The sequence below is a fragment of the Spirochaetota bacterium genome, from assembly GCA_038043445.1.
In the GTDB taxonomy this organism is placed as follows: domain Bacteria; phylum Spirochaetota; class Brachyspiria; order Brachyspirales; family JACRPF01; genus JBBTBY01.
This window is the reverse complement of the sequence record JBBTBY010000153.1, coordinates 9,046-34,381: the sequence shown is the minus strand read 5'-3', so window position 1 is coordinate 34,381 and position 25,336 is coordinate 9,046. Positions and strand designations below refer to the sequence as shown.

Below are 25,336 nucleotides of genomic sequence, written 5' to 3'. Positions count from 1 at the left end.
TCAATTGAACGGCGCATTCGCGGAGGGGCCGATATTCTTCGGGGAATACATCATATTCGGGACGGACGACGGGCGGCTCTATTTCAAGACGCTCACGCGCGGGAAGGACATCGACCGCATCACGCTCGACAGCGCGATCATGCAGAAGCCGCTCTCGCTCGGCACATCGGTCATCGGGGTAGCGACTCGGAGCGGGGCGTTCCATCTCATCGTGGTGAGGAAACCGATGAAAAAGGAACGATCGTAAACGCGATACCCCACGCGGATATTCGACGTGGATATCCCCGGTCAGCCAAAGGCGTGGTCCGAAGCGGTTCTCGCTTCTGCGAACGGCGTCATCACCCTGCCGCCCTGCTCTGTGACCTATTTCGAATCCCGATAAGGCGTTCGGCTATCCCGGAGCGCCTTCGCTTCTGCCGCCGGAATTGACTTCATTTTGTGCGATCGTTATATTTAATACGGAACGACAACCTCGGTTCCGGATGCATATCGATGAAAGATCGACGGCTAACATACATCATTCCTGCGGTCATGCTGCTTGCCGTTTCTATACCGGGCTGCTCGCCGCGTCAGGAGCATATCAGTGCGGGCGATCGGACGATAACAAGCGCGCAGTTGAGAACGATGATCTCCGAATTCCGCGCACCCGTCACCTTGGTGCACGTATGGGCCACATGGTGCTTGCCGTGCAGAAAAGAATTCCCGGTACTCATGAAGTTACGAAGCGCATTCGGAAGCAACGACATATCGCTCGTTCTCATTTCGACGGACGATCCGAGGGAGAGCGGGCGCGTACGCCGATTCCTCAAGGAGTTCGGCGGCGGCCATCCCTCGCTCATCATAGACAACCCGAGCGCGCACTTCATCGACACCCTCGATACCGCGTGGTCGGGGGCGATACCGGCGTCGTTTTTCTTCGACAGCAGAGGCAGACTGCTCGAATGGTGGGAAGGCGAAACGAATTTCGTTCGATACAAAGCAGTGATCGACCAGCACCTGCATCGTGCCAGATGATTTTCAGATAAGGAGGACACTATGATCACAAAACAGATAGCGCTCACACTTGTCACGGCATTGGTATTCGCGGCGGTATGCGCGCCGCAAGGAAAGCCGATAGCGCTTGGCTCAGCAATGCCTGCAGAGACCGTGTCGATGATATCGACGGACGATAAACCCATGACACTGGCGAACGCCCGCGGGAAGACAGGAACGCTCGTGATATTCACGTGCAATCACTGCCCGTATGTGAAGGCTTGGCAGGACCGCATGACAGCCATCGCCAACGACGCCGTAAAATCCGGCGTGGGTGTTGCGTTCATAAACGCAAATGACGCATCGGTCTATCCCGAGGACGATCATGCGCACATGAAATCGCTCGCGAAGGAAAAAGGGTATCGCTTCCCCTATCTCATCGATGGGACATCAGCCGTCGCCATCGCGTTCGGCGCATCGAGAACGCCGGAAGCATTCCTCTTCGACGCGAAGGGATCGCTGGTCTATCACGGCGCGGTGGACGACTCAGTCCATGCACCGGCGAAGGTCAATCATCATTACCTCAAGGATGCGATCGCTTCGCTTATTTCAGGGAAGAAGATCGCGCTGCCGGAAACAAAATCGGTCGGATGCTCGATCAAATTCCACGGTTCCGAGCGATAGCGCTTATAGAAAACGGTCCATCGATCGTACGCTCGCGGCAAAAAATTCGACGAGTACGTCTTCATCGCACGAACAGGATGGTTGACTGCACACCACCGACGTCATATACTGATGACATCTTCTGTGATGGGAATTATCGATGCGAACCATGAAACACACTGCATCATGTGCGCTCGTCTTTGCCGCGGCCGTCCTTTCGCTCAGTGCGCAGGATATCACGCTCAATTCGGTATCGAAATATGCGACGATCAAATTCCCGGTCAGCGGCGCGGATGAGGATGTGTACGGCATCACCCTTGACGCGAGCGGTCCGATCGGGAGCAGGCTGTCCCCCTACCGATATGTGCTTCGCGACAAGGACGGCAAAACGATCAATGACGAATACATCAACGGCACACGATACCCGTCCCTCGGCGGCGATGCGGAGATACGCCGTTTCGAACTGCTCATTCAGAAACGCAGCGCCGAACTCGCGGTAACGCTGGCGCTCGACGAAGGCGGCCCGGTAACGATAAAGAACGTACACTGTGTGCGCGGCGGATTTCCCGCCGACCCGCCGGTGCCCGAAGCCCCGTACGTGCACTGGATACGTTCATTGAAAGCGGATGCCGCTCTCGCAGCAAAAGCCCCGCTCATGAAATTCGGCAGCGGCGGCGCACGATATTCCGAGCGCACCTGCTTCACCGATGTATCCGATGAGGAAGAAGCGCAGCTCAAAACCGACGTCGCCCCGTATCGTTCCCTCGCTGTCGCAGATCTGATGAAACTTGTACCCGATCGGCGGCCCTTCGCGTTCAGCGCGGGAAGGTTCGGGAGCGCACCGTTCATATGGACGCCCGCTGAGCCGGATGTCATACGAACAAAAGAAGGCGCGGTCTTCGACTTCAGGACGAAATATCCGGTAAAGGGCTCCGAGACCGTCACCGCACCGTCGGGAAAGTCCGTCACGTATGAGTACTGCGCTGTGCCGCCGGATGATACGATCTTCAAGGGCAGGCGTGCCTATCTCGATTATTTTCTCACCACGTCGCGCATCAATGCGCTCTGCAAAGCCGCACAGTCCATGGCATTGCTCTACCGAAAGAACGGCGACAGGGAATACGGCATTCGTTCGGCAGCGATACTCTGGACCTTGGCACGTGCGATACCCGACTGGCCGGTACGGGGACAGATGGATTGGAATTCACCGCCAAGCGAGAACCATCTCTTTCCGTCCGATCTCTATCGCTGGTTCTCTTTCATCTATACCGGGGGCAGCGGAACATCGGAATGGTACCTCCCGGAATCCGGGTTCAGTACGGAATTCGCACGCTGGTACGATCTCATACGCGATGCGCCGTTCTGGGATGATCTACCCCGCCAGGAAGGCAATGCCCGCGCCGAGACAGAGAACGGTCTCATGCACATTGCCCGGATGATGCTCATGCGCGATGCATATTACCGATACAGCGAATTCGTCATCTATCATAATCTCAGCGGCAGCGCCCATCAGACGTACATCACGCTCGGCAGGGCGCTCGGCTGTCCCGACCTTGTGCATTACGGTGCACGGAAGGCATTCGCAACGATACGAAAGTCTTTCATGGCCGACGGCGTCTTCCCGGAAAGCACGACCTATGCCCTCGATCAGATGAACCGCCAGAAAGGCGCATTCGATGCGCTCATCGGTCATCGCGATCCGGCGGGGTATCGATATGCGGACGGAAAACGTTTCGATGATTTCACCGCGCCGGAGAATGAAGAGCCGTTCTACCGCGTTGCCGTCGATGCGCTCAACAGACAGGGCTACCCGGACGGAGGCCGCCTCACCATACATGACGCCTGGTCGCGCACCGGCTGGCTCCCGCGCGCGTATGCGCCCGAAATGCCGGAGCGCAATACTGTCGTACCGCATCTGTTCCCATCGTTCGGGCACGGCATCACCGGACTCGGCGAACGCGCGGGAAGCGACATGCGCATGGAGGCGCATCTGCACTATTCGGGTAATTACAATCATCATCACGCAGATATGCTCGGCTTCATACTGTGGGCGTACGGGGATGAGCTCGTGAATGACATCGGCTATGCGAACCCGGGCAAATATGCGGGTACGTCCGCTGCACACAATCTCGTCGTCGTTGATAAAAGCTCTCAGGTGAGAGAAGGCATTCATGCCGGCGGCACGCTTGCCTGGCATGCGCGCGAAGGCGCATCGCAGGTGATACAGGCGGACGGAAGCACTGCCGTATATCCGCAGTGCCCGGTCTATCGGCGGCTGCTCGTGCTCGTGCCTTTCGGCCCGGGCCGTAATGCGGTCGTCGATATCTTCGAAGTGAGCGGCGGTACGACACATGACTGGATGGCGAACGGCTGCGGCGATCATCCGCAATCGGCGGAGACTACGCTCAAGAACGGACGGACTATCGCATCGCTCGCGCCCAACGGCGTACCGCTCCTCGATCCGCTCCCGTTCGGCAGCGACAGCAAAAGCGCGCAGAAGTATGATGCCTACGGCACCGAGGACAGATTTTACGGCGCGTTCCGGAACGTGCAGATATACGCGAACGCAGCCCCGTGGACAATGACGTTCCGCGACACGGGACCGGTACCGAAGGGCACCGTGTGGGCCGGTGAACGCGCTCAGTCGACCGACCCCAAGCCCGGGCTTCGCCTTCATTGGATAGCCCCGCTCGACGGTGAAGCGATGCTCTGCGACGCCCCGAGCCAGCGTTATCGCGACACGCGGGAAAAGCTGAGCGAAGCGACAAAGGCCTGGCCGGATATACTTATGAAGAAGGTCATCGTCCGGCGTACCGGCGCTTCGCTTGAGAGCGTATTTACCGCAGTGTGGGAGCCGTTCAATGGAACACCGTTCCTCACCGGCGCATCCCCGATCGCAGGGGATATCCCCGGCGTGATCATGCACGACGGCAAACGCACCTGCATTGTCGGTTATCGCGCATCGAAGACGCAGGGCGCATTCAAAGCGGACGGCATTATCGCCGACTGCAGATACTTCATCTCCATGACCGGCGGCAGTGAAGAATCGCTTGATGTGTATGACGGACTCTCTGCAGAGACGCCGTCGTTCTCGGTCGAGATGCTCCCGTTCGCGTCATTGCCCGTCAAACGCGTGATGACATCGAACGCATCCATCATCGTGCTTGAGGGGAACAGAGAGCACTATCCCGACAGTACGCCCCATGCCGATCAATTCATCAGCTTTGTTCAGGAAGGCAGAGCGGTACGCGCCGTACGCTGCGCATCGGTGATACAGCGCGGGAATGAAACACAGGTGACATTGGCGGATGACTGCGGATTCACCTATGACAATGCAGGCGAAGGGATGCTCCGTGAGACATTCTTCCCCTTCAGAACGGAATTCGGCCGCGCGAGCGTACGTTTCCCGTCATGGCTCAATATTCGACGCAGCGGCGATACGATCCGGGTACGGACGAGCGGCGTGAGGCGGCTTCTCGTAAAGAACGCAGCGGCAAAAACCATTCGCGGAAAAACAGGCTCTCTGCCATTCAGTGCACAGGATACCGGTATCGCGTTCATCCCGCCCGCGGGAGGCAATGGCTGGACGGAACTATCGCTCGAGCGCTGAGGTCCTACGGGGCCCGTTCTTTTCATTCAGCAGATATGGATATGCGGATTGCCGTCCCGGATATTCCCCCGCCGCATATGTATGCTATATTCATCCCATTCCAATTATCGCACAGGAGCCATCGATGATAACCCTCGGCACGCAGTATTACCGGGCGCCCTTCCCCAATGAAAAACACTGGGAAGACGATATCCGCTTGATGAAGGATGCGGGACTCAATACCGTACAGCTCTGGGTGCTCTGGGGCTGGGTGGAAGCGACGCCGGATACCTTCCGTTTCGACGATTATGACCGCCTTGTTTCCATCGCTGAGAAGAACGGCATGGGCGTGGTATTAAGCACCATCGCCGAGATACATCCGTACTGGATACACGATGTCATACCCGGGAGCGAGATGATAACGAGCATGGGGAACAAGGTCGTCTCATCCAACCGCGGGGAATGTCATTTCGGGCTCACCCCCGGCGGCTGTTTCGATCACCCGGGCGTGATGAAGCGCATGAGCGCTTTTATCAGTGCCGTTGCAGAGCGATACTCGAAGGCCCCGAACATCCGAGGATGGGATGCGTGGAACGAGCTCCGATGGAATGTCCAGGCCGATGGGCTTGTCTGCTACTGCGAGCACACGCTTAGGGCATACCGCGCATGGCTCATGAAGCGCTACGGATCGCTCGATGAACTCAACCGCGTGTGGCAGCGCCGCTATCACCGCCTTGAGGAAATACTCCCCGGCAAGGTATCCGGCCGGCCGTACACCGAGATGATGACATTCGAGCATTTCTTCACCGAACGCGCGAACGAACATGCGAAGACGCGCTACGATATCATAAAGAAAATAGACCCCAAACGCCCGGTCACCGTGCATGGCGGCGCGCCGAGCACGCATTATGCCGGCGACATCAACGCGCATGTGATGACGCTCGACCGCGGCAATGACTGGTCCTTCGCCGATCATACCGACGGCGTGGGATTTTCGAGCTTCCCGAAATGGGGGAACATCGATAATGCTGCGTTCGCCGCGCGCGTACGCTATGTCGCATCCGCGGCGGAGCAGAAGAAAAAAAGCGTGTGGCTTTCGGAGCTCCAGGGGGGGCGATCGAACATAGGCTTCATAGAACCGACACCGTCCGTCGATGCGCGCTCGCAGCAGCGCTGGGTATGGAACGGCATAGCGGGCGGCGCGAACACGGTGCTCTTCTGGTGCTGGCGCGACGAGGTGTTCGGCTGCGAATCGAACGGCTTCGGCATCATCGGCACGGACGGCAAACGCGAGGAACGCGTGGCCGCCCTGCAGAGAACGGGAAAGATACTCACCGCGCATGAAAAACTGCTCGACGGCTATCGCCCTGCTACCCCTGAGGTCGGCGTATTCTTCAGCCCGCAAACGTATTATCTCAACTGGGCGCAGGAAGGGAAAGCAGGCAAGTCTCGCGATGCACTTGACCGCTACTCGACCGCGCTCGTACGCGAGAACATACCGTATTCCATTATCGAAGAGGAGCATCTCGATGCGCTCAGCGGCATTACGATACTCTTCATGCCGCGCACGTTCACCGTCGATGATACCGTCGCTGAAAAACTTCTGGCATTCGTAAAAAACGGCGGCACGCTCGTCACCGAATCCGAATGCGGCGCCTTCGATCATGCGGGGGTTTACCGCTATCCGGAAGAACGCTTCCTCGCACGCTCGCTCGGCATTCGCGAGATCGGCAGACGAAAGCCCGAAGGCCCGATATCGATGCGTGCAGGGAACTCATCGTTCACGTTCGAACCCGAACTCTGGATAACACCGTTCGCGGACGTCGGCACCGTGCTCGCAAAAGGTTCGGAAGGCGCGCTGGCGGTATCGGTCGCTCACGGCACGGGGCAAGTCATTGCGCTCGGGACATTCCTCGGCTCCGAGAAGAATATCGGCATGCTCGGGGGACTCATCAATGCGATGACAATTGCCGCAGGCGTAGCGCCCGCTGTTTCCGTTAAAAGCCCGCTCCCGAAAGGAACAGAATACGTGCAGGTGCATTACGGGATGAGCGGAGGCAAACGCATCATGTTCATTTTCTTCCCGGAAGGAATATCGAAGGCAACGCTCAGTTTCACCGGAGACTTCGCGAAAGCCGGCACATTCACCGATCTCATGGGCGGCGCATCGTATAAAGCATCGGCGAACAAGATCGATATCGCGACGAACGATATCGGGATAGTGGTGGTGGCGGAGGGGTAGAATACACTCACCCCATCCCCCGGCCCCTTCCCCTCTCTCACGGAAATGTGAGAGAGGGGAAGGGGAGAAGAAACAATGCCGGTAATTCTCTTTAATACATTATCAACATTTCGTATTTCGCGGCGGTGTGCTCCATGGAGGGCGCTACTGGCGGCGGCCACGCATGCGGCAGGAAGCCGCATGTAGGATAGTGTAACATATAAGGATGGCGACTCGCGCACGGATGGCCAAAGCCGCCACGGGGGATGGGTGAGTGTGTTGCTTCTGAACAATAATCTGCTTTGTGATGGGGCATCGTTTGTCAAGACCATATCGACTACAGGAACCGGCTTTCCGTCCGACACTGCCGCGGACTCACCCCGACGATCTTCTTGAATATTCGTGAAAAATAGAACGGGTCCGTTATGCCGACGGCCTCGGCAACGGACTCGATGGGCATGCCGGTCCCGGTGAGGAGGTCTTTCGCCCGGGCGATCTTCCGTTCGATGATAAAATGCCCCGGCGTCGTGCCGTAATGCTCCCTGAACATGCGTATGACCGTTGAGCTGCTGCAGTGCGCGATACGGGAGAGCTCGCTGAGCGTTACCCTCCCTTTTTTTTCAAGATATGATACCGCGGCGGCGAGCGACGGCGGAACGGATTTCTGTGCGGACAACGATGCCATGACCTCATGGATAATGACGGGGGCCAATGCCCGCATGAGCATTTCACCCCGATCGCGTCGGAATGCGGATACGATGTATTCGGAGAGCATGCCGAGCGACGGCGCGAGCGCAAGATCGCCGGACATTGTCGACGTAAGGCCCGGCAATGCGACATCAGAACGTTGCGGATAATCGCGTTCGCCCTTCTCATGCGATACATTATAAATGACCTGGGTGCGGCGCGGGTAATTCGGTATGATATGAATACTGCCGACAACGAACGGGGACCTGCGGTCGGCTTCATATACAACGGCATGATCCCACGGCATGCAGAGGAATTTCCCCGCGGAAAGGGCGAATCGTTCATTATTCACGGTGACACTTCCCTTGCCGGAGCGGCACCAGAAAAGGCGTCTGCTCGAGACACAGGACGAACTCCTCTGCTCGGCAGCAGCGAACCGAAAATGATCGGCCAGAATGATAATGGCGTCGGGAAGCGCGCGCTGTATTTCTGCAAGCGTCATAACGGCGATTATACCGCCCGGGGCAGGGAATGCAAATTTTGTCCATTTCTGAACATCCCGTACATTCCCTTTGCGGTCGATGCGATTATCTTCATGACACGATCAAATTGCATCGGGACGGAAAACCATGAACACAAGAACGATACCGTACAATGACTATCGCGAGAGGGTATTCGGCTGCTGGCTTGGAAAATCCATCGGCGGAACGCTCGGGGGGCCATGGGAGGGCCGCACCCCGCCGAAAGAGCTCACGTTCTACGACCCCGTACCGACAGCGATGCTTGAGAACGATGACCTCGATCTGCAGCTTGTGTGGCTTGCCCGCATCCGTGAAGCGGGGCTCCCGATGACCGGGACCATGTTCGCCCGCGGCTGGCGTGAGAACATCCACGCGTGGCCTGATGAGTACGGCGTATGCATACGCAATCTTGATCAGGGACTTATGCCTCCGCTCACCGGTTCATACGACAATGGGTTCACTGCGGGTATGGGCGCGGCGATACGCACCGAACTCTGGGCGTGCATCGCACCGGGCGATCCGGAACTTGCATCCTATCTCGCGCGTCAGGATGCGATGTGCGATCACGCCGATGAGGGTGTGCATGCGGCTGTGTTCCTTGCAACCGTTGAAAGCCTCGCATTCATAGAGCATGACCGCGATGTACTTATCGATGCCGGGCTTGCTGCAATACCTAATTGCCGTGTCGCGAGGGCGGTGCGCGCCGCGCGTGAAGCATGGGTACGGACAAAAGACCGCGCGGGAGCGTTCGCAGAACTGGATCGCTCGCATGGGAACGAGAATTTTACCGATGTCGCCATCAACCTCGGTATTATCGTCCTCGGCTGGTGCGCAGGCGAAGGCGATTTCGGGAAGTCGATACTTGCTGCGGTCAACTGCGGTTACGATGCCGACTGCACCTGCGCAACGCTCGGCGCTATTCTCGGCCTTATCGATCCGAACGGCATTGATGAGCGCTGGAAAAAGCCCATTGGGGAATCGATATCGGTCGGCGCGTATATTGCCGGTATACGGCCGCCGGCAACGCTCGCGGAACTTACTGATATGACCGCTCTACTTGCCGAAGATGTGCTCACATGCTACGCCTCCCCGATCACCCTGGCTGAAGTGCCCCGAAAAGCAGCCCCTACCGTCCGACGTTATCCCGATACCGCAGCACGAGCATTACGTACGATCACTATCCCTGAAAGGACAAGTGTCATCCGTGACTATCCGCTCCACGTCACGCTCACCTACCCGGAGGGTATACGTATCGCACCGGACAGCCCCGGACGATTCTCCCTGGTATTGCGCAACATGATGGATGAGAAGCATACTGTCTCCGCGATCCTTATCCCGCCGCAAGGATGGAAGCTTGACGGAATGACAGAGATACATGTCACGCTTACGCCCGGCGCCGACACGAGAATGGAATTCACCGCACTTCCGGAAGAAGCCGCCTGGCGGCCGAATACGTCATCGCTCAAGATCGTATACACGCTGAACGGCTGTCCGGTTGAACTTTCCGCAGGACTGCTCATGACAATACCGTTCGCTTTCTGGACAACCGATAGCGTCACCGATGCAGAGCCCGCCCGGTCGGCGAACGCGCATGTCATGGAAACAAGATCACATTATCCTGACATGCCGGCGAATATCGGAAAAGATGAGTTCCTTATCATGCAGACAGAATGCAAGATGAACATGAAAATGATACGCCGCTTCGTCGTGCAGGCGCCATCGGGAACGACCGCATGGATAAACGGAGAAAAGGTCATCGCCCATGATGGTTCGCATCATGTGTCAGCGCTCCATCGAGCGAGGAACACATACGCCGATGTGAACGCCGCAACACCGGTACGCATCACTATTGCGGCACAAGGCGGGAAACCCGGGACGATATTCCACGCCATCGGCGAGCTCGGGAACTGCTGTCACTGGACATCGCTTGTCGAATATCGGAATATGATGCGCCGGTGATGTTCGATGCTTATCGTTACCTATGCGCAATGAAGGAGTTGTCGTGAACAGAACATCTGCCAAATCCGAAGCTGTGGACCATCGAACGAAACTCGCACCTGCCGCCCCGTGGGACAAAGGCCGTCCGGTGATCAATGGGCCTGATGTGTATGGCGCATCCCCCGGCAAAGAATTCCTGTATCTCATCCCCACTGTAGGAGAGCGGCCGATCTCATTCAGCGCAGAAGGTCTTCCCGCCGGACTTTCTGTTGAACAGGGAAGCGGTCAAATAAAAGGCAAGGCCGAAAAAAAAGGCGAGTACGGTGTATCACTGAAGGCCGAGAACAGGCATGGAACATGCGCGAAGAAGCTCACGCTCATCATCAACGATAACGCGCTCGCGCTGACGCCGCCCATGGGCTGGAACAGCTGGAACTGCTTCCGAAGCGATATCGACGACGGCAGGATACGTACTATTGCCGACTGCATGGTAAGCTCCGGGCTCGCGGCTCGAGGCTATTCGTATGTGAACATGGACTCAGGGTGGCAGTCAGAAAAGCGCGGGGGCATGTACAACTCGATAATGCCGAAAGACGGGTTCCCGGACATGAAGGCACTTTGCGGGCACATACACTCCCTTGGATTAAAAGCAGGCATCTACTCCGGTCCGTACACGATACCGTGGGGCACTGACGGCGCCGGATCATCATCTGGTTTATGGGATACGAATCATGCCATGTTCCAGGACAAGTTCATCGGATTGGTGAAGCATGAGGCCGAGGATGTTCGCCAATGGGCGGACTGGGGTTTTGACTACTGCAAGTACGACTGGAATATCACCGATATGTGCACCGCAGAACGCATGTCCCGTGAGCTTAAGGCATCATCGCGCGACATCGTGTACAGCATTACCACCGATGTGGACATCCGTGATGCGTTCAAAGTGAAAGAACTGGCGAATCTGTGGCGATCGAACAAGGATATGGGCCCGCTCTGGGAACTGTTCCTGCATAACGGGATCACTAATACCAGACAATGGAACTCGGTGATAGGCCCCGGCCACTGGTTCGACCTCTGCCTCACCGCGTTCATGCCGCGGGACGGGAAAAGCTTCACGAGGAATGAACGTATCGCACACATCTCCTGCTGGATGATGCGCCCGAGCCCCATCATGATCGATTGCGATCAACAGCTGATGAACGATGAATTCGTTCTGAGCCTGCTCTGCAATGAGGAGATAATAGCTGTGAATCAGGATAGACTTGGAAAGCCTTCCGCAAGCATTTTCAAGAATGATTCCTGGGATATTCAGATAAAGCCGCTTTCCGACGGCACCTATGCGCTTGCCTACTTCAATCTGAGCGAAAAGGCCGCTATCGCCCCCGAAATAGAGCATGCTGCAAAACTGGGGATACACGACAAGTCACCGGTGCGCGATCTCTGGAGCAGAGAAGACCTCGGCTGCTTTGATTTTCAAATCGGCGTCGAATCCCATTGCGCAAAGGTCTTTAAGGTATGGATTACATGAGGCATAAGGATGATTACATGCCTGTATCGAGGTGAATGACGATCATACCATTTTTCTGATCGAACGAGTATACTGTATCACTATCTGGAGGGACATCCATGCGAATGCTCATCATCCTGGTCTCGTTGACACTGCCGCTCATATCCGCCGATAACCTGATCGTACCGGAAGAATGGAAACTCATCCCGAACCTCACATCGGAATCGAAGGACGGCGCGGTAACGATACGAACGGAATCCGAAACGTATGGGGAATACCGACAACACCTGAACATATCCGCAACGTTCCCGAAAAAAGTACGGATCAGTTTCCGCTATTGGACAAAGTCCGATATGCCGGCGAACGCTTCATTCGCATTTTCATGGTCATTCATCGATCAGAACGGCGCGGCGATAGCGAAGAACAGCAGCTATAACAAACTCCCCGCCGCGATCACCGGAAAACGCATGCTCTTCAGCACTGATGTACCTGCGGAAGCTGCGAAAATGCTGGTGAAATTCCAGCCGCAGGGACCCAAGGACGGGAAATTCATCACATCATACGCAACGATAAGCGATTTCGCCGTCATTGACGACGGCCCATCAAAGGAGGCGCTCATGCTTATCGCAAAACCACTCACCCAAAGCGACGCGGTCAAGCGCTGGCCGAACACACCGCTCCGCGGACTCGGCATTATCTCAGTTGCATCGGTCGGCAATAATATGCAGAACCCCGGAGAGTTCATTACGGAAGAGACATTCAGGAAGTTCTCGCAGTGGGGTGTGAACTCTGTCCGTGTCGAAGTCAGATTCGAGACGGGAGGCATATGGGATGTGAAACGCGGAGAAAAGACACCGCCGATACCTCTTGACGACCTCATGGCCCCATATAAAAAGAAGCTTGATGCACTCTGCATCGTACTTCATCTTGCAGAAAAGTACGGCATATCGGTCATTATACAATGTGAACCGGTGGGGAGACGTATCGATGTCATGTATCAGGAGGGGGATGCCGGCGGCTGGGAGAATGAACTGAAAAAACTTTGGAAGTATGTCGCTGCGGAATTCGGAAAACACCCGAACATAATCGGCTATGATCTTCTGAACGAACCCAATGGAAAAGAAGAAATGGGCCGTTGGCGCTACGGTACGCTTCCTGAACTATGCAAAGCGATACGTGCACTGGATAAGAACACGTATTTTATCGTTGAGCCGGGCCCGTGGGGTCTGCCGTGGGGGCTTGAGAATTTCGAACCGATCGATGACCCCAAAACGGTGTACTCGTTCCATCATTATATGCCGCACAGCTACACGCATCAGGGTTTATACGGGTACAAGGGCACGAATTTCGAGAACAAACCGTATCCGGGCATGCTGAGCAGATTCGGAGATACCCCGAACATACCGTGGGATAAGGATGAACTTGAAAAAAGCATACAAGCCGCCGTTGATTTCAAAAATAAGCATCATGCGCCTATCTATGTCGGAGAATTCAGCGTGCTTCGCTGGGCGCCGGGCGGTGCACAATGGCTTAAGGATTCCATCGATCTTTTTGAAAAGCACGGCATGAGCTGGAGCTTTCACGGATACGGCTCCTGGAACGGCTGGAACCCGACATTCGACGCCGCAGATGAGCAGAACTCGGAAACCGACGGCGGAAAAATGACGGACAGGCTGCAGGTGCTGCTCGCCGGTTGGAAAAAAAACATGAAATAGAAGACCCTAAGGCAGGATGGACATCGCACACTATAACAGATCGAAAAAGGAGCTATACATGTCGACAAAGAAAAAAATACGGCTGCTGTTCAATCTTGCGGAGCACTTCTATACTGATCCGCTTTATACCGGCTTTTTTCAGCGGCTTGCAAAACATGCGGATATCCGTAAACGTTCATGGAGGACGGTAGAGGAGATCACCGGCGATCTGGCATGGGCTCAGGCAGTGATCATGTGGTGGTACCCGACATTCACCGATGAAGTGCTCAGCGCGGCCAAAGACCTGCGATTCGTCGGGCATATCAATAACCTCCGGCCGATGGCTGAAGCAGAGCTGCGCCGGGGTCTCTCGGTATCAGAAGCCCGTCGGGGATTCTCGCCGGCGGTGGCGGAGATGGCGCTCACCCTCATGCTTGCCGGTCTTCGCCAGACAAGCCGGCACCACATCGCAATGCGCCAGGGAGCTGAAAGCTGGTGTCAATATCCGCATGAGCGTCAACTCGCGGGGCGATCCGTCGGCATTGTAGGCTTCGGCGGCATCGGGCAGCGCCTTTCGGAATTGCTTGCGCCATATCAGTGCACTGTCCGCACATACGATCCGTTCCTGCCGCGACCGGTAGCCGCAAAATTCGGCGCCCGTATGGTGCCGCTCATGGAGCTGATAAAAAATTCCGAGGTCGTTGTGCTTTGTGCCGCCAACTCAAGGGAAGCTGCACACCTGATGGGGCCGAAGCAGATAGCCGCACTGCAGGAGAATGCCGTGCTCGTCAATGTCGGACGATCGATGCTTATCGATATGCCCGCACTTGCCGAGCGCCTGAAACGCGGTGATCTTATCGCCATGCTCGATGTATTCGATAAAGAGCCGCTGGAAGATGATTCGATCTTCCGCACATTGCCGAATACCTATTTGACCCCGCATCGCGCCGGCGGTATTCCCGAATCGTACCTTAGAATTCTCACTATGCTTGCGGATGATTTTGACGCCTGGAGGACAGGGAAAAAGCGAAAGTATGCCCTGACTGAAAAAGACCTGACATCAATAGCGGGCTGAGACCCCTTTATTTCACCGTCATACTGCCCGCGACTGTCCAGAGCGTCTGATATGCCCGGTCGGTTATCGTCGCCGGCGATTCTACGAAGATAAATATAGTTCGGCTCGGCGTGCTCGCATCGATGAACTGCGCCCGGTACGGCAGCGACACCGAACGAGTCGTAATGACATCATAGGACTGCGCCACACCGCGATACCATCGCCCATGGCCCTCGACGGCATTGGTACGCTCCTCGCGAATCACCATTTCCGATATCTGAACACCCGCGATCCGTTCGGTCTGACGGGTGTTGCGCCATGTCGAGCGGGCACGCGCAAGATCGATAAGGGCGGTCTTTTTCCGGGAATCCCATACGGCGATGACGATGGTCTCATCTGCCTGGCTCCGTAAGGTAATGGTGTGCGTGCCGGAGCGTTCTGCATCAATGGCATCGCCGCGCACGGTGAATCGCGCCGGGTATGAGAACGATATGCCCGCACTGTCGAACATGCGCATCTCATTGGCGGCATAGAGCGAGCAGACAACGGCAAGCATCAGGATGTATTTCATGGCATTTCCTCCGGCTCAGATGGAATGACCGTTCTATTATCGGCATACATAATAGACAAATTATCAAAGAAATCACGTAAGGAAAATAGAACCACTGAGAGCACTGAGAAAAGGCTGAAAGACAACTCATCATGATCAAATTGGGACTACTTGCCTAATTATAAACCGAGCCTGTATTCTCATGATCCCTCTGTGCGCTCTGTGGTTTTCCCCCTATTTCGTCTGCGATCATAGCTGAATTGAGATATGGACAAAGCCGACACGACATCTATTTTCGTTCTTTAGGGATTTTACAGAATGCCGAAAATAGAAAGGACAACTGCGGAGGAAGTCATGTTCCAGGACACTACGTTCCATAAGACGATGGGCATCGTTTCGAAACTCCTAAACACCTACGCCGTACGGAGCGAAGTGCTCGCCGACAATATCGCGAACGTTTCCACGCCGAATTTCAAGCGGAGCGAAGTCACTTTTGAACATCAGTTGAATCGCGCGCTTGCAAGCCAGCATCCCCAGGGGATACAGGCCAAAACGACCAGCCAGAAACATATCCCGTTCGATATACCCCTCGATCCTGATGCCGTCCAGCCGAACATCGTCCTCGATTATGACACGAGCTACCGCAACGACAAGAACAATGTTGACATCGACCGCGAAATGTCCGAACACGCGAAGAACACGATGAACTATCAGATGTTCTCTCAGATAATGGGCAATCAATACCGACAGCTCCGCCGCATGATCGGCGTGATGTAAGGAAGGCAGCCATGGGCATATACTCCATCCTGAACACATCGGCGACGGGCCTGGGCGCACAGCGCCTGCGCCTTGACGTCATCGCCGACAATATCGCCAATGCGACGACGACACGCACCACCGAGGGCGGCGCATTCCACAAGAGCCGCGTAATACTGAAAGCACGCGATGCCGACATGAAGTTCAAGACCGATTTCCTCCCCGAGGCGCTCGAACCGGGCGTGGGGAGCGGTGTGCGCGTGTTCTCCGTCGATAAGGACATGGAAACGCCCACGCGCTTCGTCTATGATCCGTCGCATCCGGACGCGATAAAGTACGGCGAGAAAGCCGGTTATGTGGAAATGCCCAATGTGAACGTGGTCACCGAAATGGTGGACATGATAGAGGCCTCGCGGGCATACGAGGCGAATTCGACCGTCATTCAATCAGCGAAGGCGATGTTCAATCGCGCGCTCGATATCATACGATAATAGGACACGGGGGAGATCATGGAAGGCATAGGTTACATCGTACCGATGAAAGCATCGAATCCGAAGCATTTCGGGTTCGCGATCGCACCGCGCAAGGACGAGGCTGACCTCGTAAACTCGTTCTCCGGCATGCTCAAAGGCGCCATCGATCAGGTGAACGGCAAGCAGGTTGCCGCTGATCATCTCGTCGTGCAGGCAGGCACAAAACCGGACACTGTCGATGTTCATGAAGTAATGAACGCGATCTCGGAAGCTGAGCTTGCAATGAACATGACGAAAGCCGTGGTCGACCGTGTCGTGCGGGCCTATCAGGAACTTTCGAACATGCGGTAATTGCCGCATGACTGAACAGACATTCTACTACGCGTCATCCATCGGTTTTACCGCCGTCGGTCTCGCGATAGTCATTACGCTCTTCTTCATCACCGCGCCGTACGGCAGGCATCTTACGAAGAACTTCGGTCTCTCCGTGGATAATCGCCTTGCATGGCTCATGATGGAAGCACCGGGCTCGCTCCTCTTCACGTTCTTTTTCTTCTGGGGCAACACCCGCATCGATATCGTGCCGATAGTGTTCTTCATCATCTGGCAATCCCACTATTTCTACCGCGGGCTCATCTATCCGTTCACGTTAAAGCCACGCCCGATGCCGCTTGCGGTGGCGTTCATGGGTCTCTTCTTCAATGTAATAAACACCTATCTGCAGGGCCGCTGGTTCTCCGCCATCGGTCCGGTATATCCGCTTTCATGGTTCACCGACCCGCGTTTCATCACGGGTGCTGCCCTCTTCGTCGGCGGATTCGCTGTCAACAAATGGGCGGATGCAGTACTCCGAAAATTGAAGAACAGGAACAAGGGTTATCAAATACCGCGGGGCGGGCTCTACGAATACATATCATCGCCGAACTATTTCGGGGAAACGATAGAATGGATAGGCTGGGCCGTCATGACATGGTCTATCCCGGGCGCGGTATTCGCATTCTGGACGGCGGCGAACCTCATACCGCGGGCATGGTCGCATCATCAATGGTATAAAAAGACATTCCCGTCCTATCCGAAATCTCGAAAAGCGATTATACCCTTTCTTTTCTGACCCCCCCGCAGCACATGGCGGGATAGTGCTATTTCGTGACCGAAAAATCAAGGACGCTCCTCGGCGCGCGGTATATCTTACCGGTATACTGTAACGGAGGACGATATGGTAGCCATGGAAACACAGACTCTCGCAGCATGGAAGAACGGCTGGGATGATACCCGGGCACACTACCTCAAATGGTGGTCGCATACGGGACATGTCGTCGTCGCGTACGGCAAGGCGCTCTACCAAAAGCCTCCGCATGAGGGTGTGGCACGCATGGCGAAAGCATCATCGCTCGAGCAGCAGTGGCTTGACCCCGTCTGGCGCGCCGCATACGAGGAATCCATTGTTGCCGCCGCGGACTATCCGTTCGATAATCTGCCCATCGCGCATACGAGCATAGGCCCCGGCTCGCTCGCGCTCTATCTCGGATCCGAGGCTGCACTGCAGGACCATACCGTATGGTATGACCCGTGCATCACGGATCCCGAACATCACCCCGCCCTCCGATTCGATCCGAACAACCGTTATTGGAAGATACATGAAGCGATAATCCGAGAGAACCTGAAACGGAGCTGCGGCCGTTACTTCATCGCCTGCCCTGACATCATCGAGAATATCGACGTTCTCGCTTCGCTCCGTGACGCACAGACGCTCCTCATGGACATGGTGGACCGTCCTTCGTGGATCAAAGAGCGTGTCGCCGAGATCAACGAAGCGTATTTTGAAACGTACGATCGCGTGTATGATATGATCAAACTTCCCGACGGCAGCTCGGTCTACGGCCACTTCCATCTCTGGGGGCCGGGAAAGACCATAAAAGTGCAGTGCGATGCCTCGGCCATGTTCTCGCCCGACATGTTCAATGAGTTCGTTACCCCGCAATTGACCGAGCAGTGCGAGTGGTGCGACCATTCACTCTATCATCTCGACGGACCGGATGCGATATGCCATCTCGACAATCTCCTTGCGATAAAGCCTCTCGATGCGATACAGTGGATACCCGGTGCGGGCAAGCCCGACGCGGGGCAGACACTGTGGTATCCGATGTATGAAAAGATACTCGGTGCAGGCAAGTCGCTGCAGATCGCCGTACAGATCAAGGACCTGAAGCGTACTGTGGATGCGATCGGTTCGACCGGCGTCTTCTGGCAGGTGTTCGGTGTGGAGACGGAAGAGGATATTGGAACTGTTCGTACTTTACTCAGCAGATAAAAGAACAGTATACAGCGTACATTCGGTTGACAATGGGATTGGTGTGGAGTATGCTGTTTCTCGCGGCAGGTGCTATCGAGCGTTGCATTCCCTGCTGACACAAGCGATCATTTCCAGGAGAGTCCCATGTCCATTTTCAGGTGTCTATCCATAGTGCTCGTGCTGTCACTCGCGACATTGTTCGGCGAGGATGTTCTATGGAGAGATGATCCCTTACTCTATAACGATATCGCCTCTTTCCGTTCCCTGTGGAGCGGAAGCGACTATTGCTATTCGAAAAGGCTGATACGGGTCGGCGGTGACAGTAAAAGAGAGATCACTATCGAGGTCCCGGCTTCGCTTCCAGCGGACTCACGCATCAACAAGATAAAGGCGGTCTTGCCCATCGAGCGATTGAAGGGGCGCACAGTGCTGGTGAGCGCTTCGATACAGGCGATGAACGTTTCTGAAAAGCCCAGACCATATAACGGCATAAAGCTCATGCTCGAGATCGATCGTGCCGGCGGTGTTGACAACCCGGCGGCCGCTATCGATACCGGGACATTCGACCGCAAGACGATCTCTTTCGTTACGGTCATCCCCGAGCATGCAGCGTCAGCTCGCCTCGTCATCGGCCTTGAAGGCGTTACCGGTGAAGTACGTTTCGATACGATCACCATTGCTGGTGCGGGTGAAGAAAGCACGGATGATGCATCCGTCGTTTTTCGAGACGACGGCGAGGATAGCACGAGGACTTCCGGCACGTGGTCCGGCGGCATTATCACGCGGGCTCCGAGTGTGAACGGCAATGCAATAGCGATATCACTACTGCCGTCGGTGCCCGCGGAGGCGCGCGTCAATAAACCGTCAGCCATGCTTCCCCTTGAACGGCTGCGCGGACATAAAGTGCTTGTTGCGGCGAAGGTCCGAGGCGAAAGTATTTCTGAAAAGCCGAGACCCTATAATGGCGCAAAGCTGATGTTCGTCGTGGAAAGATCCGCCGGTGTATTCGACTATCCATCCGCGTCGATCCCCGCGGGGACGTTCGGATGGAGCGATGTTACGTTCGTCACCGTCATTCCCGAGAATGCGGTCTCGGTGAAGTTCATCATCGGCCTTGAATCCGTATACGGCACTGTTCTCTATGATGACATTACCGTCCGCCTGCTTGACACGGCGCCGGGCAGCACGCAAACGCGCGACGCACATGCGCCGATATTCAAGGGCCATGCGCTTCCGATGCTTCGCGGCGGCATGGTCGGTCCGATAACGAAAGACGAGGACTTTGCCTTCATCGCCACTGATCTCAACGCAAATGTAATTCGCTGGGAAATGGGCGGCACACGTTTCCACGATATCGGCCTTTCGCTGACGAACTATGACGCTGTGCTCAGGGACGAGGTAGTACTGCTGGATGCGGCACTCGCGCAGTGCAGGAAACACGGGCTTTATTGCGTCATCGACCTGCACTCCCTGTCGCGCAAGACATTCGAAAGCACTCGCAATCAGGAAAAATTCATCGCCGTGTGGAAGGGTCTTGCCGCGAGGTACCGGACAAATGAAGTTGTCTGGGGGTACGATATCGCGAACGAACCTGATGAACGTGAATGGAAGACCGGCACGCTCTTCTGGAACGATCTTGCGGAAAAAACGGCAAAGGCGATACGCGAGATCGATCCCGTGAAACCCATCATTGTCGAACCGCCGCAGATGGGCGATCCGGCAGCGCTTAAAAATTTCCGTCCGCTGGATGCTGCGAACATCATCTACAGTGTCCACATGTATGAGCCGCTTGCGTTCACCCATCAAACAGTGAGCGCGGAGAACCAGAAATCATTCGTATATCCTGGCATCATCAACGGGGTTGCCTATAACAGGGAAAAGCTCGAACAATATCTTGACGTTGTCAAAAAGTTCCAGCAGACCTATCGGGTACACGTCTATATCGGGGAATTCAGCGCGATACGCTGGGCGCCGGATAACAGCGCATACCGCTACCTGAAGGATTGCATTGAGATATTCGAGAAGAACGACTGGGATTGGACATATCACGCGTTCCGCGGCGAGTGGAACGGATGGAGCATTGAGCTCGGAGAGACCAAGGGTGATTATCGTCCATTGGTGAACGACCGTGAGAAACTGATACGCTCGTATCTTGCAAAGAACAGGAAACCGGGTTGGTATCAGGACAAAGAATGAGACTTCCCATTATCTTGACGTACTCACGCTGAACACGCGCACCCCTCCCGCGGTCTGACGATGTGCATGTGCCGGCTCCGTGTAGAACGCACTTGCAAAAATCGCATCGTCGATTACTATAACCGCATCACTCCCGGAGGCGATGTATGACCATCGGCATCGGCATAACCGGCGCATCGGGTTCGCTCTATGCGCGGCGCCTTATCAGCATTCTCAAGGACGTACCGTCCACGACCATTCGCTGCATGTTCAGTGATACTGGGAAGCGGGTATTCGAATTCGAGACCGATACGCCGTATGAATCGATAGCAGAAAAGAACGTGCGCATCGATGATAATAGCGACCTTTCCACGCCGTATGTATCCGGCTCAAGCGTGCTCGATGCCATGGTCATTGTCCCCTGCTCGATGAACACGCTCGCCCGCATCGCATCGGGAATATCGGGTACGCTCATGACGCGCGCCGCCGATGTCGTGCTCAAGGAACGCCGGCGGCTGATACTTGCCGTGCGTGAATCGCCCTACTCGCTTACGCATATCAGGAACATGGAAGCGATAACGCTCGCCGGCGGGATAATACTCCCCGCGTCGCCGGGTTACTATCTCAAACCGGACACGATAGAAGAATTGGCCGACACCGTCGTATACCGCATCATCGATCAGCTTGGCATCACTATCCCGCATCCGCGATACGGAGAGATGTGATCACTTCTTTCGCTGATACTCTTCAAGGATCAGTACCGCTGCGAGCATATCGACATTCCCTTTCTTCTTCCGCGACCGTTTGCCGGCGAGTATTCGCTCCGCTTCGACCGAGGTTAAACGTTCATCGATGAACTCCGTCGTAATAGCGCCTTCACGTGCGATGATCGCGGCAAGCGAGCGTATCGACCGGCAAAGATCATTATCCGTGCCGTCAGCATGGATAGGAAGCCCGAACACGACGTGCGATACATTCTCTTTCGTTATGACGGCAAGAAGGCGCTCTATCGCCTCTGATTTTGACGCATAGGTAATTACTTCAAAGGGATACGCAAGCCCCGCTTCGGGGTGCATGAGCGCAGTGCCGATACGCTTCGTCCCGTAATCGACGCCGAGTATCAATCTATTTCCGCGCGCGTACCGCTTTGTCTTTGGCAAGCACTTTCGTGCGCATGGCGCTGCGATAGTCGGAAAGCCTTTTCGCGAGCGCGCTATTTGACGTCGCGAGCACCGACACCGCGAACAGCGCAGCGTTCTTCGCGCCGGCCGATCCGATGGCCATGGATGCTACCGGTATACCGGCGGGCATCTGCACAATCGCGTAGAGGGAATCGACGCCCTTAAGCGGGTCGGCGGCAAGCGGAACGCCGATCACCGGCAATGTTGTGAACGAGGCGATAACACCCGGGAGATGGGCGGCAAGACCGGCAAAGCCGACTATCACTTTCACGCCGTTCTTTTCCGCGGCAATGACAGCTTCTTTCACTTCATCGGGCGTGCGATGCGCGCTCAACACGCGCGTTTCGAACGCAACGCCGAATTCCTTCAGTATAGTCTCGCATTCCTCGACGACAGGGAGATCTGAATCGCTTCCCATCACAAGAAGGACATCGATGGCGCTCACTTTTTCGGATCCTTAAGCTCATGCACGCCGTCCGCGGGGCGCACCACATAGACGTCGGCATCAAGACGCGTACGTTCTTTATAATTAGTATACACATGTTCAATATACTGTTCGACGCGGTCTTTGGGCACGAGCGCAACGATGCATCCGCCGAAACCGGCACCCGTCATTCGGGCGCCGAGCACGCCGGCAACACCCGTGCTCAATTCGACAAGTATATCGAGCTCACGGCAGCTCACCTCATAGAGATCGCGAAGCCCCTCATGTGACTTGCTCATGCATTCGCCGAATTTTTTTATATCCTTCTTCTTGAGCGCATTCACCGAGGTGAGCACGCGGTCATTCTCTTCTATCACGAAACGCGCACGTTTTTCTTCATTCCCGTTAAGAAGACGTTTTACAAGCCCGAGATCGCCCACCCCGAGCTCGGCGAGCGCCTTTAAGCTCTTCTTCTTCTCGCGGAGCTTCTCGAGCGCCCGTTCGCACTCGGCGCGGCGCGCATTGTACTGCGAATCGACGAGCCCGCGCTTCTTATTGCTGTTGACGATAACGATGTGATGCGACACAAGATTGAGCGGCACGTGGGCGAACTTCATCGTGTTCGTGTTAAGCAGGATCGCATGACCGGCCTTGCCGTTCGCGCAGGCGAATTGGTCCATGATGCCGCATTTTACGCCGACGAATTCGTTCTCCGCACGCTGACCGAGGAGCGCAAGCTTCACGAGATCGGGCTTTTTTCCGGCCAATCGGGCGAAGGCGAAACCGGTACCGACCTCGAGCGATGCTGACGACGAAAGCCCGCTGCCGTTGGGGAGATCGCCATAGACATACACGTCCATCCCCTTGATATTAACCTTCTCTTTTTTGAGCTCGGCAAGCACGCCCTTCGGATACTTTATCCAGTCGTCATCCGGCTGCTTCTCTATCTTATCGAGCGATATGGTCTTCTTCATATCGAAATTGTATGAACAGAAATTGACCTTTTTATCCGGACGCGTGCGGACGGCGATATAGGTGCCGAGATCGAGCGCCATGGGGAATACATGCCCGCCGTTGTAATCGATATGCTCGCCGATGAGATTCACGCGGCCCGGCGAAAAGAACACGGATACTTCGCCCTTATGCCCGTAGACCTCGCGGAATTTGGCGATCACTTTATCGCGCATTGTAGCCATCGCTCTCTCCCCGTGAAGCGTTATTTACCTGCCATGGAGCCGGTACATACCACGGAATGTGAAAAAAAGCAAGCGCGGCGAGCTACTTCGATACCCCCCAATCCTCGCTGAAATACCCCGATGCCGCAATTATATCATTCGTGAGGGATGCTTCATCGATCCGGAGAACCGCCCAATCACCGAGCTTGGCGAACTGCAGGGCATTGCTCCCCCGCCAGTCCCTCTCCGCGATGGTATGCCCGGTGTTTATCACGATATACTTCTTCGGATTGAGCGGGTTGGGATATATCATCACCGGCATATGATCGGCCGCCGGGAAGCGGTTTGTACCGATGATGATAGAATCCTTCGTCCATTGCACGGGAAGCTTGCCGAGCACGCGCGCAAGGAGGGCATTGCCCGTCCTGTCGCCGAATATGATGAGATTATGGGATGTGATATCATCGGCGGTGATGTCGGTGTCGTTCTTGATACGCACATCGCCGCGCAGCCATTTCGCGTACATGAATACGAAGCGGTCGAGCATGACGAGCGCCTTCTTTTCCACCTCGGTGTTCGATGCCTTCCCGGTAGGGCGCACGCAGATGAACGATTCCATGAACGCATCATCGATAGGTCCCGCGAGGCCGTGTATCTTCCTGAGCGCTCCGTTCGTCGAAACGAGCGGTGCAGCGGCAACAGACCATCCCTTTGCTGACTTCACGAACGCCGCATTCGTCATTCCGGCAGAGAGCTTCGTCGGCAGACGCAGTACGCTGCCATTGATGGAAACGACGGATGGCGGCGGCATGACAAGCGTAAAATACGAAACATTGCTGATCGAGATATCGACACGTTTCCCCGCGTCTTTTTTTACGGCATCGATCTCCGCACGCTCATAATGCCGCTCAAGCGCATCGAGACGCACCCAGAAGCAGCTGTTGTACCGCGTCGAATAACAGAGGAATCGCACGCGATCGGGCGATACGCGGGGCTTTGCGAGCGCCGCATCGATGAAGGCATCAGATGCAAGCCTGCTCTCCGGATGCCATTTATGCCCCGTCTTCGGTCCGATGAGAAAGATGAACGGCAGTTCCGTCGTCGTGAAATTAAGGCCTTCCGGCGTAAAATGAAAACCCTCGCGCTCCAGCTGATCGCGTATGTTAAGCGATGACTGCAGCTGCTTATCGTCCTCGCCGCCGTACGCCACCGTCGGAAGATTGACACAGTTCAATGCTATCGGCTCCGTATCGAGCATGGGGAGCACTTTCAGTTCAGTCTCGGTAAAGTTTGTCACCTTCGCGAAGCGTATCGTTTCGGTGAACCCCGCTCCCGCTTCGAGCGCGGCCCATTGTGATGGATAATGGAGTCCCAGATGCCACGCCCCCGCCCCGCCCATGGAAAACCCGCGGAGTACCAGGCGGCTTTCATCTATTCGATAACGCTTCATTACCGATGCCATC

At 55.6% G+C, this 25,336-nt stretch carries 22 protein-coding genes; 16 read left to right on the top strand and 6 right to left on the bottom strand.

The window, feature by feature from the left end; all coding sequences use genetic code 11:
• The 5 genes from AABZ39_19480 to AABZ39_19460 form a co-directional block, all read left to right on the top strand.
• Positions 1-247 (top strand): hypothetical protein (locus AABZ39_19480; GenBank protein MEK6796965.1); only part of this gene is annotated, 247 nt, incomplete at its 5' end.
• Between the two features lie 245 nt (positions 248-492).
• Positions 493-1,014, top strand: a complete 522-nt coding sequence (locus tag AABZ39_19475) for a TlpA disulfide reductase family protein (GenBank protein MEK6796964.1) — start codon at positions 493-495, stop codon at positions 1,012-1,014.
• Between the two features lie 21 nt (positions 1,015-1,035).
• The gene (locus AABZ39_19470) at positions 1,036-1,656 is read left to right on the top strand and encodes a thioredoxin family protein (GenBank protein ID MEK6796963.1); all 621 of its coding nucleotides are present in this window, start codon (positions 1,036-1,038) and stop codon (positions 1,654-1,656) included.
• A 148-nt stretch (positions 1,657-1,804) separates the two neighbouring features.
• Positions 1,805-5,245: a heparinase II/III family protein gene (locus AABZ39_19465; protein MEK6796962.1), complete on the top strand. Its 3,441-nt coding sequence runs from the start codon at positions 1,805-1,807 to the stop codon at positions 5,243-5,245.
• Positions 5,246-5,369: 124 nt separating this feature from the next.
• Entirely contained in the window at positions 5,370-7,466 is a 2,097-nt protein-coding gene (locus AABZ39_19460; GenBank protein ID MEK6796961.1) for an alpha-amylase family protein, read from the top strand.
• A gap of 316 nt (positions 7,467-7,782) precedes the next feature.
• On the opposite strand, the gene AABZ39_19455 is transcribed toward AABZ39_19460, so the two are convergent.
• Positions 7,783-8,634 (bottom strand): AraC family transcriptional regulator, encoded by an 852-nt coding sequence (locus AABZ39_19455; protein MEK6796960.1) that lies wholly within the window; start codon positions 8,632-8,634, stop codon positions 7,783-7,785.
• A 127-nt stretch (positions 8,635-8,761) separates the two neighbouring features.
• Between AABZ39_19455 and AABZ39_19450 the strand changes: the two genes are divergently transcribed.
• From AABZ39_19450 to AABZ39_19435, 4 genes are all read left to right on the top strand, one after another.
• Positions 8,762-10,612: an ADP-ribosylglycohydrolase family protein gene (locus AABZ39_19450; protein ID MEK6796959.1), complete on the top strand. Its 1,851-nt coding sequence runs from the start codon at positions 8,762-8,764 to the stop codon at positions 10,610-10,612.
• A 43-nt stretch (positions 10,613-10,655) separates the two neighbouring features.
• Positions 10,656-12,119 carry a glycoside hydrolase family 27 protein gene (locus AABZ39_19445; GenBank protein ID MEK6796958.1) on the top strand — a complete coding sequence of 488 codons (1,464 nt, stop codon included), beginning with the start codon at positions 10,656-10,658 and terminating at the stop codon, positions 12,117-12,119.
• 98 nt (positions 12,120-12,217) lie between these two features.
• Positions 12,218-13,813: a cellulase family glycosylhydrolase gene (locus AABZ39_19440; protein MEK6796957.1), complete on the top strand. Its 1,596-nt coding sequence runs from the start codon at positions 12,218-12,220 to the stop codon at positions 13,811-13,813.
• A 58-nt stretch (positions 13,814-13,871) separates the two neighbouring features.
• The gene (locus AABZ39_19435; GenBank protein MEK6796956.1) at positions 13,872-14,867 is read left to right on the top strand and encodes an NAD(P)-dependent oxidoreductase; all 996 of its coding nucleotides are present in this window, start codon (positions 13,872-13,874) and stop codon (positions 14,865-14,867) included.
• A 7-nt stretch (positions 14,868-14,874) separates the two neighbouring features.
• Here AABZ39_19435 and AABZ39_19430 read toward each other — a convergent pair whose 3' ends face one another.
• On the bottom strand, positions 14,875-15,417 hold the full coding sequence (locus tag AABZ39_19430) for a hypothetical protein (GenBank protein MEK6796955.1): 543 nt from the start codon (positions 15,415-15,417) through the stop codon (positions 14,875-14,877).
• Between the two features lie 297 nt (positions 15,418-15,714).
• On the opposite strand from AABZ39_19430, the gene flgB reads away from it, so the two are divergent.
• From flgB to AABZ39_19395, 7 genes are all read left to right on the top strand, one after another.
• The gene (gene flgB, locus AABZ39_19425) at positions 15,715-16,173 is read left to right on the top strand and encodes a flagellar basal body rod protein FlgB (GenBank protein MEK6796954.1); all 459 of its coding nucleotides are present in this window, start codon (positions 15,715-15,717) and stop codon (positions 16,171-16,173) included.
• 11 nt (positions 16,174-16,184) lie between these two features.
• Positions 16,185-16,643 (top strand): flagellar basal body rod protein FlgC, encoded by a 459-nt coding sequence (gene flgC, locus AABZ39_19420; GenBank protein MEK6796953.1) that lies wholly within the window; start codon positions 16,185-16,187, stop codon positions 16,641-16,643.
• An 18-nt stretch (positions 16,644-16,661) separates the two neighbouring features.
• Positions 16,662-16,976 (top strand): flagellar hook-basal body complex protein FliE, encoded by a 315-nt coding sequence (fliE, locus tag AABZ39_19415; GenBank protein MEK6796952.1) that lies wholly within the window; start codon positions 16,662-16,664, stop codon positions 16,974-16,976.
• Between the two features lie 7 nt (positions 16,977-16,983).
• A complete protein-coding gene (locus AABZ39_19410) occupies positions 16,984-17,736 on the top strand; it encodes a DUF1295 domain-containing protein (GenBank protein ID MEK6796951.1) in 753 nt (250 codons plus the stop codon).
• 105 nt (positions 17,737-17,841) lie between these two features.
• A complete protein-coding gene (locus AABZ39_19405) occupies positions 17,842-18,936 on the top strand; it encodes a hypothetical protein (protein ID MEK6796950.1) in 1,095 nt (364 codons plus the stop codon).
• Between the two features lie 126 nt (positions 18,937-19,062).
• Positions 19,063-21,114, top strand: coding sequence for a cellulase family glycosylhydrolase (locus AABZ39_19400; protein MEK6796949.1), 2,052 nt, complete (start codon positions 19,063-19,065; stop codon positions 21,112-21,114).
• Positions 21,115-21,260: 146 nt separating this feature from the next.
• Positions 21,261-21,818 (top strand): UbiX family flavin prenyltransferase, encoded by a 558-nt coding sequence (locus AABZ39_19395; GenBank protein ID MEK6796948.1) that lies wholly within the window; start codon positions 21,261-21,263, stop codon positions 21,816-21,818.
• Here AABZ39_19395 and ruvX read toward each other — a convergent pair whose 3' ends face one another.
• From ruvX to AABZ39_19375, 4 genes are all read right to left on the bottom strand, one after another.
• Positions 21,819-22,217, bottom strand: a complete 399-nt coding sequence (ruvX, locus tag AABZ39_19390; protein ID MEK6796947.1) for a Holliday junction resolvase RuvX — start codon at positions 22,215-22,217, stop codon at positions 21,819-21,821.
• Between the two features lies 1 nt (position 22,218).
• Positions 22,219-22,719 carry a 5-(carboxyamino)imidazole ribonucleotide mutase gene (gene purE / locus AABZ39_19385; GenBank protein ID MEK6796946.1) on the bottom strand — a complete coding sequence of 167 codons (501 nt, stop codon included), beginning with the start codon at positions 22,717-22,719 and terminating at the stop codon, positions 22,219-22,221.
• Positions 22,716-23,894, bottom strand: a complete 1,179-nt coding sequence (locus AABZ39_19380) for a galactokinase (GenBank protein MEK6796945.1) — start codon at positions 23,892-23,894, stop codon at positions 22,716-22,718. The genes purE and AABZ39_19380 overlap by 4 nt, the downstream gene beginning before the upstream one ends.
• An 82-nt stretch (positions 23,895-23,976) precedes the next feature.
• On the bottom strand, positions 23,977-25,336 hold a 1,360-nt coding region (locus AABZ39_19375), incomplete at its 5' end, for a hypothetical protein (protein ID MEK6796944.1).